We start from the raw sequence: 14,656 nt of genomic DNA, 5'->3' as shown, positions 1-14,656 counted from the left end.
TGACCAGACGTTTGCACGGCAACTGAACAGTTGATTGCATTCGTATTCCACACTTAACCGGGCGGTCTGTTGCTGGCCATCGCCCGCGCGGGGCCACTTCAAATATTTTTTATATCCGCAAAATGCAACACCACTTTCTATGATTAATGATGCGACCCTGGTTGTGACCTTGCTTTAGCAGCCTTCTTCACTTCTGATTCCAAGCTGTTTATCAGATAACTCAAATCATGCTTCGAAATACGCTTCGGTCTGGCCATACGTACTGGGTCATTTATTCGCACCTTTGTTTTATCCGAAAGCGCGCGATCTAGACAAGTGGAAAATTCCATCTCATCATCAAATATAGCTTCTACTTTTCGAGCCTCATCATGAATCAAAAGCGCCCTCAGTGGACAGCTCTTAATGGCTTTTAACAAACCATCATCAAGCGTAGTTACAACAGGAATCATGAATTGATTACCCTTCTTTTCTGTCATAAGCGTTTCGCAATGTCGAAACATATAAAGGTCCCACGCAAGCGCGGAAATCCTATTATTCGAATCTCCGTTCGGGTTCCGCAATGCTGGCTCGTCAAAGATAGGCATTCTATTCTGCTTATCAGCGAATCCGCTCAGGGCCTTCCATCCGAAGTAAAGTTCCTTTAGGGGTATGACGTCAAAATTATCAAGACAAAAATCCACCAAGCAGCGAATACCATCATCTACGCTTTGGCCACTCCAGCACTCTAGCATCGCGCGTAAAATTATCGACTGCATCATATCTCGCCGCTGGATACAGGCCCATACCTCCCGATTGGTCAAGAATGCATCCCACATTTCCTCAGCTGCCGGTATGTAGTCCTGAATCTGTTCGGCATGCCCGTTCAGCACCCTTCCCTTCCCCTAACTTCGGGGATATGCATCATGGCATCAAACATCTTTGCCGCCGCAACTTTCTGGTACGGCCAAGGGTTATTAGGTTTTACAACCTCACGTAGGTTTTCCAGTGCCGCAAACATCCAATCAAAACCACGCCCGCCTTGATCTTCAATGAACTGCAAGGTCGCCCGCACCTTTTCGCGGTGACTCGAATCTTCATGACGAAAAAAACCAGGTAACTCAGTAAGAAAGTTTGTATCGAGTAGTGAGAAAAAGGGAAACTCCAAAGGCGCACTACCGCTCCTCATCTGCCTCTCGATTGCATCGGAAAACGCAAAAATGCCCTTTCCAGCAAATAGAGGAACCACGGGCACATTTGGATTATCTGACCGGCCCAAAGCTTGCAATGGAACCCCTCCCTCATCGCTCGCGAACAACACACGAATGCCCGAGAACGCTTCACGATCAGAAGCGACGATGTCTGCGAGGGAATCACCTGGTGAGCGACGTAGAATGGCAGTCTTTACGCGTAGCATCTTTTTCATTTCGTGATGCAGATCGAGTTTGTTTGCCATAGTGATGTGCCCTCTTGAAGATATGCTGGTGCTGTTACCGACGCGGAGAATGAGAGAGATCGGTGGGTTGCTGCCACATATCTGGACTCCTTGCGCAACCTGATGCCCGCTCGCTTTCGTCGAGGGCAGCGCGAGTCGCAGAGCAAACATCGGGACAAAACGCCGCACCTAAAAACCAAAAGTAATTTAGGACCGCAACCTGCTGGACTGTGCCAATGCGATAGGCCAGGCTAAATGCAAACGGGTGGTCAAGTCGATACAGGTATCCGTGTACCGCGCTGAAGCCGCTGCTGAATCCTCAACAAGAATCCTGCTTCAAAAGCATCTTGGCAGTCACCGACAGGAAAGGTCTTGCGGGTTTGAACCAGTTCCCACCACAAAGGAGTATCGGTCGTTGCCTCAAGCCAAGCCTGGGCACATTGCACACCAAGCTCGATCATCGGCGAAAATTCGCTACCCCAAGGTGTCAGAAGACTTGGGCAACCATCCGCCGCGGGAATTGAAATGTAGTTTTCGTCCATACACACCCTAGATGTCTGATTTTATTGTTAGACGCTGGACCCAGCCTCGAAATCTTAACGACACCAAATGAACGCTCGATAACAGGCATAAGCCTCAAATGGCCTAGATCAATACCAATGTAGACTATATCCCGTGGATTGAGAGTCCCTCAAGGCGCAATTTGCGCGCATGACTCAAGACTACGAACAGCTTCGTCTGCAGCTGGCGGAAAACATCCGCTGGATGCGACGCGTAAAAAACCTTACCCAAGAGCAGCTCGCGCTCATGGCCGAGGTGGATCGCACCTACGTCAGTCAAATCGAACGATGCACGGGCAATCCGTCGCTGTTGGTCCTGTGCAAACTCGCCAATATTTTCGAAATTACCGCAGATCAGTTACTTGTGGAACCCGATATCCTGCGCAGCTCCCTTCACGTCAAATAATAGTCTCACGTCTCACAAACCCGATACATCCGCCTTCATAATTTCCACTGACAGTCTTCGGTTCCTAACCGAACCTGCCCAGGCCATACACTGAGAGCCTGGATCATGCCTGTTGCCTGCTCGTCAATCACGCCCACAAAGCTACGGCCCTTGGCGCTGGGCGTCCTGCTGGCGTGCGGCCCAAGCATGGCGCTGGATACCGGCAGCATCACCGCCTCTGTGCTTTCGCCAAATTGCCTCGCATACAAGGTCGTAGGCATTTGTTTCTGGCTCCTCTGCACACCCTTCGGCTGCAAGGTCAAAACCTCAACCAAGGTTCGTCATTTCATTCCTGAACTGGTGGTTTCGAGCTATACCACCACCGGCAACAATCCCTGGGCCGAGATGGCTGCCCTCTCATCTCCCATCAGCGGTGCGGAAGGTGGCGGCAACCTGATCACCCCGAACACCCACCGCGACAACCTGCCCCGCTTTAAGAACGTCGACGGGATCGGCCACCCCGGTGGCTGGATCGCAACGCAACTGGCTTCGCAATCCGGCTATGCCTGCGCCAGCGGTGCAACTGCACTCATGCCTTACTACCTGAGTACCCTGGACTCACTGGCCTGGCGCCATGGCATCCCGGAAAGTTTCTACCCCGAGTCGCTCGTGCCGGGGATCCGTGAAATCGGACGTCAGGCCACGGGAAACATGTGGGGTAACGTTTATCCCCGGCAGGGTTTTCTGGTACAGCCCGACGACTTCAAGGCTGCCGCGGTCATGGCGCAACGGGCCGGCGATGTGATGACCCGCAGCTGGCAGCCGCATGTGTATGTACCGCTCACACCCATACCACGCGACGGCTACTGGCCGCCTGGCCCGATCGTCGAAAACGACGCCTCAACCCACAAATGGCAGTTGCTCTACCCCCAGGTTCAGCCCACGTGCGCCATCTTCCCCAGCGATCCGGTCCAGAGCACGGATGGCGGCTACGCCTGGTCGTTGTGGCGCCCCTATAGCTGCTGCAAGCGTGAGGGGCAGACCTTCCTGTTCAGCATTGACTTCGAAGGAGGTGCTTCATGAGTCGGTTTCTCGTACGATCCTGGTTGGGCATGATAAGTCTGTTGCTCTGTGGACTGCTCGCCATGGCCACGCATGCCCACGCCGCCGAAGGCGATTACCGCCTGGGCACTCAAGGCGAAGTGCTCGATGACCGAGTGATGTACACCATTGGTGGCGGCTCGGCAGTCGGCTCACCGAGTTCGCTCTACCGACCCAGTGGTCTCGGTGTCGGCGGCTCCTGGCGAGCGAACATGATGTGCGGAAACATGAGCCTCACCAACACCCTGCAAAACCAGCTGAACGGCGTCACCGAAGGTTTCCAGCAGATCATGGGCAGCATCGTGCAGAACGCGACCCAAGCGGTGATGTCGCTGCCGGCGTTGATCATCCAACGCGCCAACCCCGGTCTCTATGAGTTGCTCAGTAACGGGGTGATGCAAGGTCGGATCGACTTCGACCGCTCCAAGCTAACCTGCCAGGCCATGGCCGAAAAGATGGCGGATAAGGTCGGTCAAGCCGGTTGGGGTGCGCTGGCCAAAAACCAGGAGATGCAGGGCAATCTGGAGCAAACCGGCGGTGATGCGGTGGCAGCGGTGAAAAACACCGAGGCCCATAACGGCAACAATGGGGTGTCCTGGGTCGGCGGTTCGAAAGCCGGAGGTAACGGACAGACACCCATTCGGGTGACCGCCGACGTGGTCCGCGCAGGCTATAACCTGCTGCATAACCGGTCGGTGGATGACAGTGCCTCGATCAGTAGCAGTGATTGCCTGGGAGGGGCTATTTGTCAGACATGGGCTTCGCCCCAGGAGGAGTCCGACTGGGCCGTTCGGGTGTTGGGCGAGAACGAAGTCGCGACCTGCGACAGCTGCGAAACTCTGCGTGCGACCGCTGGCAGCGGACTGACGCCGCTGATCCAGGAGGCCTATAACGAGCGCCTCAAGGCCCTGCAAGGGCTGTTGTCTGGCGCGCTGCCGCCTACTTCTGACAATCTGACTAAAGCCTCCAGCCCAATGCTGCCGGTGACCCGTGGCGTGATTGAAGCCCTGCGCGACGATCCCGACCAGGATCTGTTGACACGGCGCTTGGCCAGCGAGACGGCCTTGTCCAGTGTGCTCGACAAAGCACTGCTGCTACTGCGCACGCTGCTGGCAGGCAGTCACGAACCGAACATCGCCTCCGCCGAGCCAGCCCAAACCGCCTTGACGAAAAATATCGAAACCCTGGAGCGCGAAATTCGCCTGCTGCAGACCGAGTTGCAGGTCAGGCAGATGCTGACGACCAATACCGCCAGCCTGGTGCTCGATCGGCATGCCGGTGGTGCCGATGCTTCGCGCACCGTCGAGCAAGGCGACCCCGAGCCCGGTCGACTCAATGATGCTGACGCCAGGCGCAAGTGAGCCATGAAACGCTCACCGCTATTCACTTTGCTTTCGAGTCTGGGGATTGCCGCGGCGATGATCCTGACCGCCGCACTGGTCGCCTGGATTGGCCGCACTGCGCTGGGTAGTTTCGAGGTCTGGCAGCAGACATTCGAATCCGCACGACCTTATCTGCGGTGGTGGCGCGCCCTGCTCTACGCCGCCCTCTTTGCGCTCTGGTGGGACCTGCTTCGGCGCTACCGACATCGACCACAGGATCGACTGCGCCTGAAACGCATCGGGACAATAGGGCTCGTGCTCTTTACCTGCGTCGAACTCACCCGACTGTGAGGTCAGCACCATGCTTATGAGCACCAACAGCTACCTGGAGTTTTACCTCTCTCTGCTGGCCTGGATCATCAACAACGGCCTCTGGAGTGTCCTGTCCGACACCGGGCTGTTCGCCGCGCCCTTTGGTGCAATCATCCTCCAGGAATGGTTGTCGGCCCGTCAGCAAGGCGCGGACGAAGGTAACAAGGGGCTGCTCTCGGTGCCACGGATAGAGAACCGTTTGTGGCTGGCCTACATCGTCGTCTTGTTCGGTTGCGCGCCTGTGTTTCCGTTGAGCCTCTCATCAATGGCGTTCAATGATGCGGCAAGCCAGCGCTGCGGCGTCAGTGTGGCCCAACCGACGGAAACCGCCTGGGGGATGACCTTCAATACTATCGGCGAACGCTCCGCCAACGTACCGATCTGGTGGTTTCTGGTGCATGCCTTGAGCAAAGGCGTGACCGCGGCGGCCACCGCTTCCATCCCCTGCGCACCGGATATCCGGCAAATGCGCATGGAGATCGACAGCTCGCGCATCGACAGCCAGGTGCTGCTGCAAGAGGTCGCCGATTTCACCCGCGACTGCTACGGCTATTCCCGTTCTCGGCTGTTCACCAACCGTCCGCAGTTGGACAAGGCACAAAGTCATGACGCCTCCTGGATCGGCTCAAGCTATTTGCTCGATACGCCCGGCTACTACGATACGGATCGTTCACGCACACCGCGCGTCAATTGGCCGTATGACGACAACCGCGATGTATCCTTGCCGCGGTTAGAAAATGGTGCGGGCTACCCCACCTGCAAGCAGTGGTGGAGCGACAGCGGTGTCGGGTTGCGCGAGCGCTTGATCGAGCAGGTCGATCCATCGCTGCTGACTCAGCTGAAAGGTTGGTTGACTGGCCGCTCGAGCAACGAGATCGAAGATGCCACCCTGCGCGAACTGGTCAGCCCGCGCCAGCAAACGATGTCCATGTCGCCCGGACAGGTGTACCAGGACTATGGCTCCAGCGCCCGCGGGGGCTCAATCAATCAGAGTCTCAATAACCTGGCTACCAACACCGGGCTGGCCCTCGGCTCCTTCAGCAACTTTCCGGCGATGAATGCGCTACGCGCCGCCCTACCGATGGTGCAGGCTTTCCTGATCATGGGCGTCATCATCAGCTTGCCGCTGATTCTGTTGGTCAGTACCTACCAGTTGAAGACCGTCATGACCGTGACGTTCGCGCTGTTCACCTTACACATGCTGAGCTTCTGGTGGGAACTGGCGCGTTGGGTCGACTCCAGTATGCTCGATACCTTGTACAACCAGGTTTCGGCTTCAAATCAGGTGCTGTTGTCGCTGCCCACATCCGGACTTATGGATGGGACGGTCACCGCGCAGGTGATCGAGTACGTGATGGGGGCAATGTTCGTCGTGCTTCCGATGTTGTTTTTGGCTGCAATGAGCTGGGCAGGATATAGCGTTGGCTCAATTGCCGACGGCATGCTTAGCAAAGGAGCAGCTCAAGCGCAGGACGCCGGTGCAAGGGGCGCTGGAGCTCTGATATCTGCTGGAAAAGCCTTAAGGAAGGGGTGAAGAACTCCACTACAGGTCTTTTAAATCAGGCTGACCGGGTGCGCGGCCATACTCATACTCACCATATGGGTCGCCATATGCCTTGTACCGGAGAGCATCCTTAGGTTTGATAGGCGTTCCATTGGCGATGGCCCAACACAAGACAATAAGGATCATCACCGACACTGTGAACCATAAGCTAACTAGAAGGAGTCCGGCGGCTATTGCCAACTTGATAACTAGAAAACTCCCGCGAACAAGTAATTTACCTGCGGGTATTCCTGCCGTCTCCGCACTCTCAACCACGCGGGATTCAAACGCTTTCACCTTACGATAACCACGCTTCACCGACAGACCACAGGCGTACGCCCAGCGGTGGGCACGTAAACTTTGAACAGGTTGCTGAGTCGGCATGGTCTCGCCCTCTTCTGAGCGTTTTCATGGTTGAGGCAAGAGTATTAGCCTACTACTGAAAGCGGTCGATATCTGACCGTTTATCAGTTTGCTCAGACGGCGCCGCGAGCGTTGATATGGGCTGCGCGTTGAAAACAGCCCCCATATCCTAGTCCGCCAAGAATAGGACCCGTAAACGGCTAGTAACCTTTCGGTATGCGATAGGTCTTGCCCTTTTTTGTGCGGTCTTCGAAAAAGTCCGCATGCTCCGATTCGTCCGTGCGTATGCAATCGCGCGTCTGACCATTCCCAACGTTGCATTTCGACCACTCAACCCGACTGCGTAATTCGTCCAGCCTCGCCACCTCGCCTCGACGCGCTTTTATTTCGTCTAACGACGGCACCCACAGATAGAGAGACACTACTACCAATGTAAGGATCGTAGCCTGCGCCGACAGGAAGTAGAGCCAACGCCTGCTATTCAATTTCTTTGCTGCCATGTTGTACAGTTCAGCAGCCCGCTGAGCGGCAGCATCTGCCTCCGTGAATCTCTTGCTCAACAGCTCAGCGGCTTGATTCGCAGTTGACTGTGCAGAACTCTCGATGCTCTGTTTGACGCCCGCCTCCAGTCGAACCAGCTTCTTTTCGACGCTATCCTGCAGCTCACGCAACGCCTCAGTAGCCCGTCGAGACTTGCTCTCATCGATCTCTACAGCTTCGAGAACTTTGCGAGCCGCGCCAAAGAGGGCCTGAAAATTTCGATCGTGCGCTTGCTCTTGACTTGTTCCGGCCATCAATATCTTCCTAAAGTTGGACCTTTTAGATCGGGCATCTCGTGATCTGGTTGCTTCATCTCTCTCTGAAGGGAAAGATATCGCTCCTGGCTGTACTCGATCCATTGTTTGTGGGACAGGTTCAAATCCATCAAATCCTGTAAGGCGGCGAAATGCAGACCTCCACCGCTGCCGGCCACCAGCACCAATCCGCCTGTTCCGGTCTCCTCTGGCCCTTGAGCAAGCCGCACCAGATCGATGTAGTCGCGCTCAGCCCTTGTAATCTCAGCCGATCTGCGTTGCAGAATGCCAGCAGCCAGCTCCTCGATAAAATTTTGGAACCTCTCGCTTGACTTAGGCCGTTGCCTGGCGCCTTCGCCAAATGCATCGAGATAGGGCTCAATGCGTGCCGACAGTGCAGCGCTGGGAAGAGGCGCCGTTTCGATGTACCAATGCACCCGCCGCGAAGTACCTGGCAGGTCAGGCAATTCGTCCAATTTTTCGGAAAAAATTCGAGATAGAAACTGGTGACGACCAGCCTCTTTTTTTGACTTGTTAGCCTCAGTCTTAAACTCGATCAAACGTACTGTGCCAGGGAATGCCATCAGCAAATCCCCCAATCGTTTATCGTCTGGCGTTTGTTGAAGCAAGTTCACCATACTTGGTAACTGACCGGATCTCAGCTGTGAACCAAGAGCGAACCCCAGCCCGTAGAGAAAATTTCCGATAACCACATTTTCATACAACTTCATTGAACATCATCACCCTAGTATCACGCCCTTTAGAAGCTTGCCGGTAGCGCTCCAAGCCTAACCGTTTGTCAGTCAATCCGGTCGAAAAACAAGGCTGGCTTTCAGTAGACTCAGTTCGTCTAAAGCGTTGGTTTATCTCGTTGCTATTCGCGAACAGCTCGGCTAAACCCGGGTACGGATCGCTGTTATCGACAGCATTTTCCCAGGTAGCCAGAACCTTCAAGGCTACGTCACTTCGGTGATGGTTCTCCCCAAGTGCGATTAGCGTTCGGTGGCTCGCACGGTGACCGTTTCTACGGTGATGAACGCCTACTGCTCTCCTGAGCGCCTTTCGAGCTCTGCTCGCCAGGCAAACCTTCTTGTTTTTCTTCAACCCACAGCGGGGAAATTCTTTCCCCCACGGGACAGGTTTCTTCGCGTTTCAACGGAGACATTCCATGCCCGACTCACTTACACCGGAAACACTGAACACCCTTCGGTTGCCCATTGTGTTCACGCTGGCGCGTGGCAATGCGCAGTACTGCTCGAGCGTTCAGGTCGTCCTGAGAGGCTGCAGGTCGATCGGCTGAGCCACGTATTGCGCGCAGCTTTCGAGGCTCACCTGGCCTATCCACACGAGCCCTATGTGCTGTTCGAGGTAGCCCACATCGCGCCAACGGGTCATCCACACCATGACCCGCTGCTGCAACTGAGCCTCAGTCTGCTCCAAGAGCCGGACCAGCCTGACGCCTTGTTGATAGCGCTTGCAGGAGAACACCTGCTCTAAGCGCAATTGGCGGCGCCCACCTCCACATTTGGACGGCATGCAAGACCTGCATCAATCCAACCCATCACCCAACCGGGGAACCCTCCCCCGACGGGCAAGGCGTTCCTCCGTTTTTCTCTCGAGGAAATTGCCATGCGCGATATCTACCAAGACGTAACTGACAAGATCGTTACCGCGTTAGTCCAAGGCGTTGCTCCCTGGATCAAACCCTGGTCCTCAAGTGGCTCCGCTGACGTCGGTCATCATCAACCCTACCCCATCAACGCCATCACGCGACGTCCGTATTCGGGCATCAATTTACCGCTGCTCTGGGCCGAGGCCAGGTTGCGGGGATTCACTCAAGATCGTTGGCTGACCTTCAATCAAGCCAAAAAGGCCGGCGGGCACATCCGTAAGGGTGAGCACAGCGCCCTGGCGGTACTCTACAAGCCGATGGAGCGCGAGGAACAGACCGAGTCAGGCCAACCCGTACTCGATGAAAACGGTCAGCCCAAGGTCGCTCACTTCGGCATTCTCAGGACACATTTTCTGTTCAACATCGAGCAAACGGAAGGGCTCGAAATGCTCAATGACACCCTGATCGAGACGGAACAGAGTGATCCCTTCCAGCCCAACGGCGCCGCGGAGAATCTGCTGTTAAGTTCGGGTGCACACATCGTTCATCGATCTGCCGACGAAGCCTTTTACCACCCGATCAGGGATCTCATCCAACTACCGACAAAAGCGCAATTTCACGATGAAGGTGGGTACTACGCCACCGCACTTCACGAGCTGACGCACTGGACCGGGCATCACGCTCGGTTGCAGCGCGAGGGGGTGACTTCATCCTGTCCGTTCGGCTCGCCAGGCTACGCGTTTGAGGAGTTGATCGCCGAAATGGGCGCTGCTTTTTTATGTGCTTACGCCGGCATTCAGGGAGAGGTGCGGCACGAGGGCTATATCGACTCCTGGCTCGGCCTGCTCAAGGCTGACAAACGCGCGATCTTTCGCGCCAGTGGTCAGGCCCGAAGCGCCTCGGAATATGTACTCAACCTGGAGCAGCAACTGAAGCGAGCGGTCTTGGACGACTCACTCTGCATGAACGATGGAGCTTGATCGTTACCTCTCCGCTGCAAACGCCTCACAGGGTCCAACACGAGTTGGACCCTTTTTTCTGCGCCCAGAAAAAAACTTTTGCCGCCGGCACTGACGCAAAGAGTCAGGGATGGGCACACACCCGCAGCCTGTCATTCCGCATCCAGGTTCTGCGCCAGAAAATCCACCAGCTCGAGCGGACTCCGGCTATCGATCACCTTGTAGATCAGATCGCGTTTACTGCGCGGTAACTTCTTGACCACGCTCTTCGCCGAGGCCCGGACGGCTTCGTCGGTCCCATGGATACGTGCCGCGAGCAGCAGCACGAGCGTGGCGTCAGTGAGGTTCATGGCTAGACCCAAAAAATATGCACCGCAGTGTACCGACTCTTGTCTTTGCCGTACTAGCCCCAACAAAACGATGCCTAGCCGTATCCATATTCCGATTGCCATGCAAAGGGACACGAGCCAAAAGGACGGGTAAGGGTTGGAAGGGAATGGGGACTCAAGGGTAAGAGCGCTATCCGAAAAGGCTAAAAGGCCACTGACCCAGCCACTTTCCGGAGGTCACGATGCTCAGCCTGTTTCGCCGCAAAAGGCAGAAGCCCCCTCTGCCACCGACCGTCAACGTCGCCGAAGGTTACCTGTCCATCGAGTCGGCTCACAACTTGTTAGCCGCGGAGCACCGCCGCCAGCTGCTCGATCGCATCTGGCAGTACACCGCCCTCTCCCACGCGCAGTTCATCCAGCTCTATTTAAATCCGATCCATCGCTACGCCGAACAGGTCCAGCAACTCCCGGCCAGCGAGACGCACCACCATGCGTATCTCGGCGGCATGCTCGACCATGGACTGGAACTGGTCGCCTGCAGTTTGAAACTGCGCCAATCCTATCTGCTTCCCACTGGTGCGGCGCCCGAAGACCAGGCCGCCCAGACTGACGCTTGGTCCGCTGGCATCGCCTATGGCGCGTTGCTCCATGACATCGGCAAGATTGCCGTGGACCTGTTTGTCGAACGCCAGGATGGCCGTGTTTGGCATCCTTGGCAGGGTTCCCTGGATCAGCCGTATCGTTTCCGCTATCTCAAGGGGCGCGACTACCACTTGCACGGCGCGGCCGCAGGCTTGCTCTACAACCAGATTATCGACCGGCCAATTCTCGATTGGCTCAGTGGATTTCCGCCTCTGTGGGCCAATCTGCTGTATGTCCTGGCGGGCCAGTACGAACGTGCCGGCGTGCTCGGTGAGTTGGTGATGCAGGCCGACCGCGTTTCCACCGCACAGAACATCGGTGGTAACCCGAGCAAGGCGCTGCAAGCACCGATTCATTCGCTGCAACATCACTTGATCAGCGGATTGCGTCATCTGGTTCAGCACGAACTGAAACTCAACCAGCCAGGTGCCGCGGGATGGCTGACCCAGGACGCGCTCTGGCTCGTCAACAAGACGGTCACGGACAAGCTGCGAGCCTATCTACTGTCGCAATCGATTGAGGGCATTCCCTCGTCCAACCTCGCAGTGTTCGATGAGCTGCAGTCGCACGGATTGGTTGAGTCCACGCCGGAAGGAAAAGCCATCTGGACCGCGCTTGTGGCACAGGGAAATTGGCAGCAGCATTTCACCTTTCTGCGCCTTCAACCGGCACTGATTTGGGGGAACGAAGACCGGCCTGAGACTTTCAGCGGAACAGTGAGCGTGGTAACCGATGACCATCCGTCTGACGCTTCGGCATCACCTCCAGCGCCTAAGACTGTCAGTAATGGATCGCGTCAAAGCTCTTCGCTGACAAATCCCATGGCGATGGAAGACGCTGACTCTCTCGGCACGCTGTTGGATATGTTCGAGCTGGAAGAGCCTGAGGTCAGCGACGAATCGTCAGCACACATTCTCGAAATCTCAAATCCCTCGTCGGATGACCCTGGCCAGGCATTCCTGAATTGGGTCAAAGAAGGCATCCGGAGTCACAGGCTGATCATCAATGACAGCAAGGCCAAAATCCACACGGTGGGTGGGAACGTATTTCTGGTCACCCCTGGTCTCTTTCAACGCTATACGCAGGAGTTCCCCGGCATCTCTCTGGGCGCCTGCCAAGAGATCGAAGAATGGCGTTGGGTGCAGAAGCAGTTTGAGAAACTGAGGGTTCATAGAAAGCGTGGCAACGGTATGAATATCTGGGTATGTACGGTGAGGGGGCCACGAAAAACCTCGAAAATACAAGGATATATCTTACAAAGCCCCGACTACCTATTCGAGAAACTACCAGAGGATAACCCGTTCCTAGAAATAACCGGCAGTACCTAAATGTAGAGATTTCGACAACGTCACCATAAAAATTGGCGCCCTCCAGACTCCTCCCGATAGGCCTCCAGTGCCTCCTCCCGAACCGTCGTGCGGCACACTCCTGAAACTTCATAGGCGTGCGCCTCCGGACTTGCCTAGAGCTTTAGAATCGACTTAACTACGATGGACGCAATAGCAATGAGACAGTACAGTGATATTTTAAAATCAATAATCAAGGAATGACATGGCTGAGACAGCTAATATTGCAAAAATGGCGGAAATACTCTCGAAAGGTATATTCGGAGAGTTTTTATGGAACAGAGTTGGCCCGCACGATAGGAACTGGACTTGCGAAGAACCTGAAAAACATAGCGTTTCGACCCACCCAACCGATATTGTTTTTTGGTACGAAGAGCCGTATTCACAAGCTCGAACCTATATCAACTGCGACCTAAAAAGCTACAAGAAAGAAACAATTACGACTGAAAAAGTTAAAGTGGCCGTAAAGAGTTTGGCCAACAGCTTGGAGTGTGCAGAAAAAAGCCAACCGTGGCAATCTGAATACACTCACGAACATGTCGCAAAAAATATCTGCGGATTGCTTTTTATTTACAACCATGATGGGAAGTTCGATGCGGATTTCTCCAAAAGAATTGAAAATATAAAAAGCGAAGAGCTCAACATCCCCAAAGGTTCTAAGCTCGTCGTACTAAGCCCTGCGGATATATTCTGGCTTAACAATGTCAAGGATGAAATACTTAGAATGCGAGGCAGTGAAGACTTACCATCTCGCAATCAATGCAAATTTTTCTACCCTCATCTATCAAACAAAAAAAACGTTAAGCTTGAAAAGGCCCCAGCTGCCACACTTGAAATGCTTACCTCTTCTTGGATCATCATGCAGTACTCTATGGTTCCCGACGCTCCCAAAAATGATTTTGTAATCTTTTATAGGAAACGAGGCTTTGAACAAGCCGAGTTTTTATACCTGATCGACTGCCTTATGCATTATCAGGTTCTAGTCAGCGGAAACAAAGTGACAATAAAAATTCTTGACCCCCATCAATCAGCAAACGCTAAATTCAAGCTAGCTGTCGACGAATATGCGGAACGTTGCGGCGGTGGAGAAATCGGAAAAATATTGAACAGCATAGAATTCTCCCAAATGACGACTACCACCCAAACATTTTCAGAGGTCGAAATAGGTATGCGTGATGACTGATAAAAAAAATCCACTCTATTATTGTGCTACTGATAAAGAAATTTTTGACGTTCTAAAATCAGCCAAGCAACGATTAACTGAACACGTTCTTTTAGAGCTCGCAAAAGACAAAGGGATTTTCTACTCTGCAAATGAAGATAGAGATGATCTTGCAGAAAAAATCTCACTTCTCCCGCATGATTATTACGACCTGAATGTTTTGCTCTCTAGGCGTGAGCAAAACAATAGAAGTGACAAAATCAAGAGTGAAACGCTTAATGGAAGTCTGACTATTGAAGAGATCAAGGAAATTGCCAAGGAGTTCCAAGAGAGTCCTGAGGAGGATGAGAAAGTAAAGATAGTTCAAGACGGAAACAAGATCACCGTAAAGATAGAATATTCCGACTTGAACTACGCCAAAAGCAGACTGATGCAACGCATCAAAAAAGAAGCCGACATTGAGTTTGAGGTTAATTCAAAAAATACAATCTTGAGATTCCCAGCAAACAGCAAAGGAGAATCTATAGCAAAAAAAACTAACAAACAGGATAGAAGAAAAAAAGAAAGAAATCATTCCTATCTTAAAAATTGAGCTAATTGACATTTCGGGACATCTCGCAAAAACTGAATTTTTCACACGACTTATCACATCACTACCCGGATTTAGACTTAGCAATGTTACCAATATAAAAGTTGAGTCCAGCCACACAAAGAACAATCTGCCTAGCGATGACGAGGAGGAAGCGGACATTAGT

General features: G+C 53.9%; 16 protein-coding genes and 1 pseudogene. 10 read left to right on the top strand and 7 right to left on the bottom strand.

Going from position 1 to position 14,656, the window contains the following annotated elements; translation table 11 throughout:
- Positions 1–143 precede the first annotated feature (143 nt).
- The 3 genes from C4J90_RS09615 to C4J90_RS09605 all read right to left on the bottom strand — a co-directional run bounded on the left by C4J90_RS09615 (position 144) and on the right by C4J90_RS09605 (position 1,953).
- On the bottom strand, positions 144–869 hold the full coding sequence (locus C4J90_RS09615; protein WP_124403701.1) for a hypothetical protein: 726 nt from the start codon (positions 867–869) through the stop codon (positions 144–146).
- Entirely contained in the window at positions 863–1,432 is a 570-nt protein-coding gene (locus tag C4J90_RS09610) for a hypothetical protein (RefSeq protein WP_124403700.1), read from the bottom strand. The genes C4J90_RS09615 and C4J90_RS09610 overlap by 7 nt, the downstream gene beginning before the upstream one ends.
- Before the next feature lie 248 nt (positions 1,433–1,680).
- Positions 1,681–1,953, bottom strand: a complete 273-nt coding sequence (locus C4J90_RS09605; RefSeq protein ID WP_124403699.1) for a LasR-specific antiactivator QslA — start codon at positions 1,951–1,953, stop codon at positions 1,681–1,683.
- 169 nt (positions 1,954–2,122) lie between these two features.
- On the opposite strand from C4J90_RS09605, the gene C4J90_RS09600 reads away from it, so the two are divergent.
- The 5 genes from C4J90_RS09600 to C4J90_RS09580 all read left to right on the top strand — a co-directional run bounded on the left by C4J90_RS09600 (position 2,123) and on the right by C4J90_RS09580 (position 6,685).
- Positions 2,123–2,377: a helix-turn-helix domain-containing protein gene (locus tag C4J90_RS09600; RefSeq protein ID WP_093432220.1), complete on the top strand. Its 255-nt coding sequence runs from the start codon at positions 2,123–2,125 to the stop codon at positions 2,375–2,377.
- A gap of 105 nt (positions 2,378–2,482) precedes the next feature.
- Entirely contained in the window at positions 2,483–3,439 is a 957-nt protein-coding gene (locus C4J90_RS09595) for a TIGR03756 family integrating conjugative element protein (protein WP_124403698.1), read from the top strand.
- A complete protein-coding gene (locus C4J90_RS09590; RefSeq protein ID WP_124403697.1) occupies positions 3,436–4,818 on the top strand; it encodes an integrating conjugative element protein in 1,383 nt (460 codons plus the stop codon). Before C4J90_RS09595 ends, C4J90_RS09590 begins: the two co-directional genes overlap by 4 nt.
- A gap of 3 nt (positions 4,819–4,821) precedes the next feature.
- On the top strand, positions 4,822–5,130 hold the full coding sequence (locus tag C4J90_RS09585; protein ID WP_124403696.1) for a hypothetical protein: 309 nt from the start codon (positions 4,822–4,824) through the stop codon (positions 5,128–5,130).
- 10 nt (positions 5,131–5,140) lie between these two features.
- Complete coding sequence (locus C4J90_RS09580; protein ID WP_124403695.1) at positions 5,141–6,685, top strand: conjugal transfer protein TraG N-terminal domain-containing protein; 1,545 nt, start codon at positions 5,141–5,143, stop codon at positions 6,683–6,685.
- A 9-nt stretch (positions 6,686–6,694) separates the two neighbouring features.
- On the opposite strand, the gene C4J90_RS09575 is transcribed toward C4J90_RS09580, so the two are convergent.
- The 3 genes from C4J90_RS09575 to C4J90_RS09565 all read right to left on the bottom strand — a co-directional run bounded on the left by C4J90_RS09575 (position 6,695) and on the right by C4J90_RS09565 (position 8,582).
- Positions 6,695–7,078 carry a DUF3742 family protein gene (locus C4J90_RS09575; RefSeq protein ID WP_124419694.1) on the bottom strand — a complete coding sequence of 128 codons (384 nt, stop codon included), beginning with the start codon at positions 7,076–7,078 and terminating at the stop codon, positions 6,695–6,697.
- Between the two features lie 179 nt (positions 7,079–7,257).
- A complete protein-coding gene (locus C4J90_RS09570; protein WP_124403693.1) occupies positions 7,258–7,851 on the bottom strand; it encodes a hypothetical protein in 594 nt (197 codons plus the stop codon).
- A complete protein-coding gene (locus C4J90_RS09565) occupies positions 7,851–8,582 on the bottom strand; it encodes a hypothetical protein (RefSeq protein WP_011334428.1) in 732 nt (243 codons plus the stop codon). Before C4J90_RS09565 ends, C4J90_RS09570 begins: the two co-directional genes overlap by 1 nt.
- A gap of 437 nt (positions 8,583–9,019) precedes the next feature.
- Between C4J90_RS09565 and C4J90_RS09560 the strand changes: the two are divergent.
- Positions 9,020–9,348: pseudogene (locus C4J90_RS09560) on the top strand (hypothetical protein).
- Positions 9,349–9,480: 132 nt separating this feature from the next.
- Positions 9,481–10,443 carry an ArdC family protein gene (locus C4J90_RS09555; protein ID WP_124403692.1) on the top strand — a complete coding sequence of 321 codons (963 nt, stop codon included), beginning with the start codon at positions 9,481–9,483 and terminating at the stop codon, positions 10,441–10,443.
- 131 nt (positions 10,444–10,574) lie between these two features.
- On the opposite strand, the gene C4J90_RS09550 is transcribed toward C4J90_RS09555, so the two are convergent.
- A complete protein-coding gene (locus C4J90_RS09550) occupies positions 10,575–10,772 on the bottom strand; it encodes a hypothetical protein (protein ID WP_007901093.1) in 198 nt (65 codons plus the stop codon).
- A 221-nt stretch (positions 10,773–10,993) separates the two neighbouring features.
- Between C4J90_RS09550 and mobH the strand changes: the two genes are divergently transcribed.
- The 3 genes from mobH to C4J90_RS09535 all read left to right on the top strand — a co-directional run bounded on the left by mobH (position 10,994) and on the right by C4J90_RS09535 (position 14,493).
- Positions 10,994–12,721 (top strand): MobH family relaxase, encoded by a 1,728-nt coding sequence (mobH, locus tag C4J90_RS09545; protein ID WP_124403691.1) that lies wholly within the window; start codon positions 10,994–10,996, stop codon positions 12,719–12,721.
- A 223-nt stretch (positions 12,722–12,944) separates the two neighbouring features.
- Positions 12,945–13,922, top strand: coding sequence for a hypothetical protein (locus tag C4J90_RS09540; RefSeq protein ID WP_124362159.1), 978 nt, complete (start codon positions 12,945–12,947; stop codon positions 13,920–13,922).
- Positions 13,915–14,493, top strand: a complete 579-nt coding sequence (locus C4J90_RS09535) for a hypothetical protein (protein ID WP_124409517.1) — start codon at positions 13,915–13,917, stop codon at positions 14,491–14,493. Before C4J90_RS09540 ends, C4J90_RS09535 begins: the two co-directional genes overlap by 8 nt.
- Positions 14,494–14,656: the final 163 nt, after the last annotated feature.

This window comes from Pseudomonas sp. R2-60-08W (genome assembly GCF_003852335.1).
Lineage (GTDB): Bacteria > Pseudomonadota > Gammaproteobacteria > Pseudomonadales > Pseudomonadaceae > Aquipseudomonas.
This window is presented reverse-complemented; position numbering and strand designations above follow the sequence as displayed.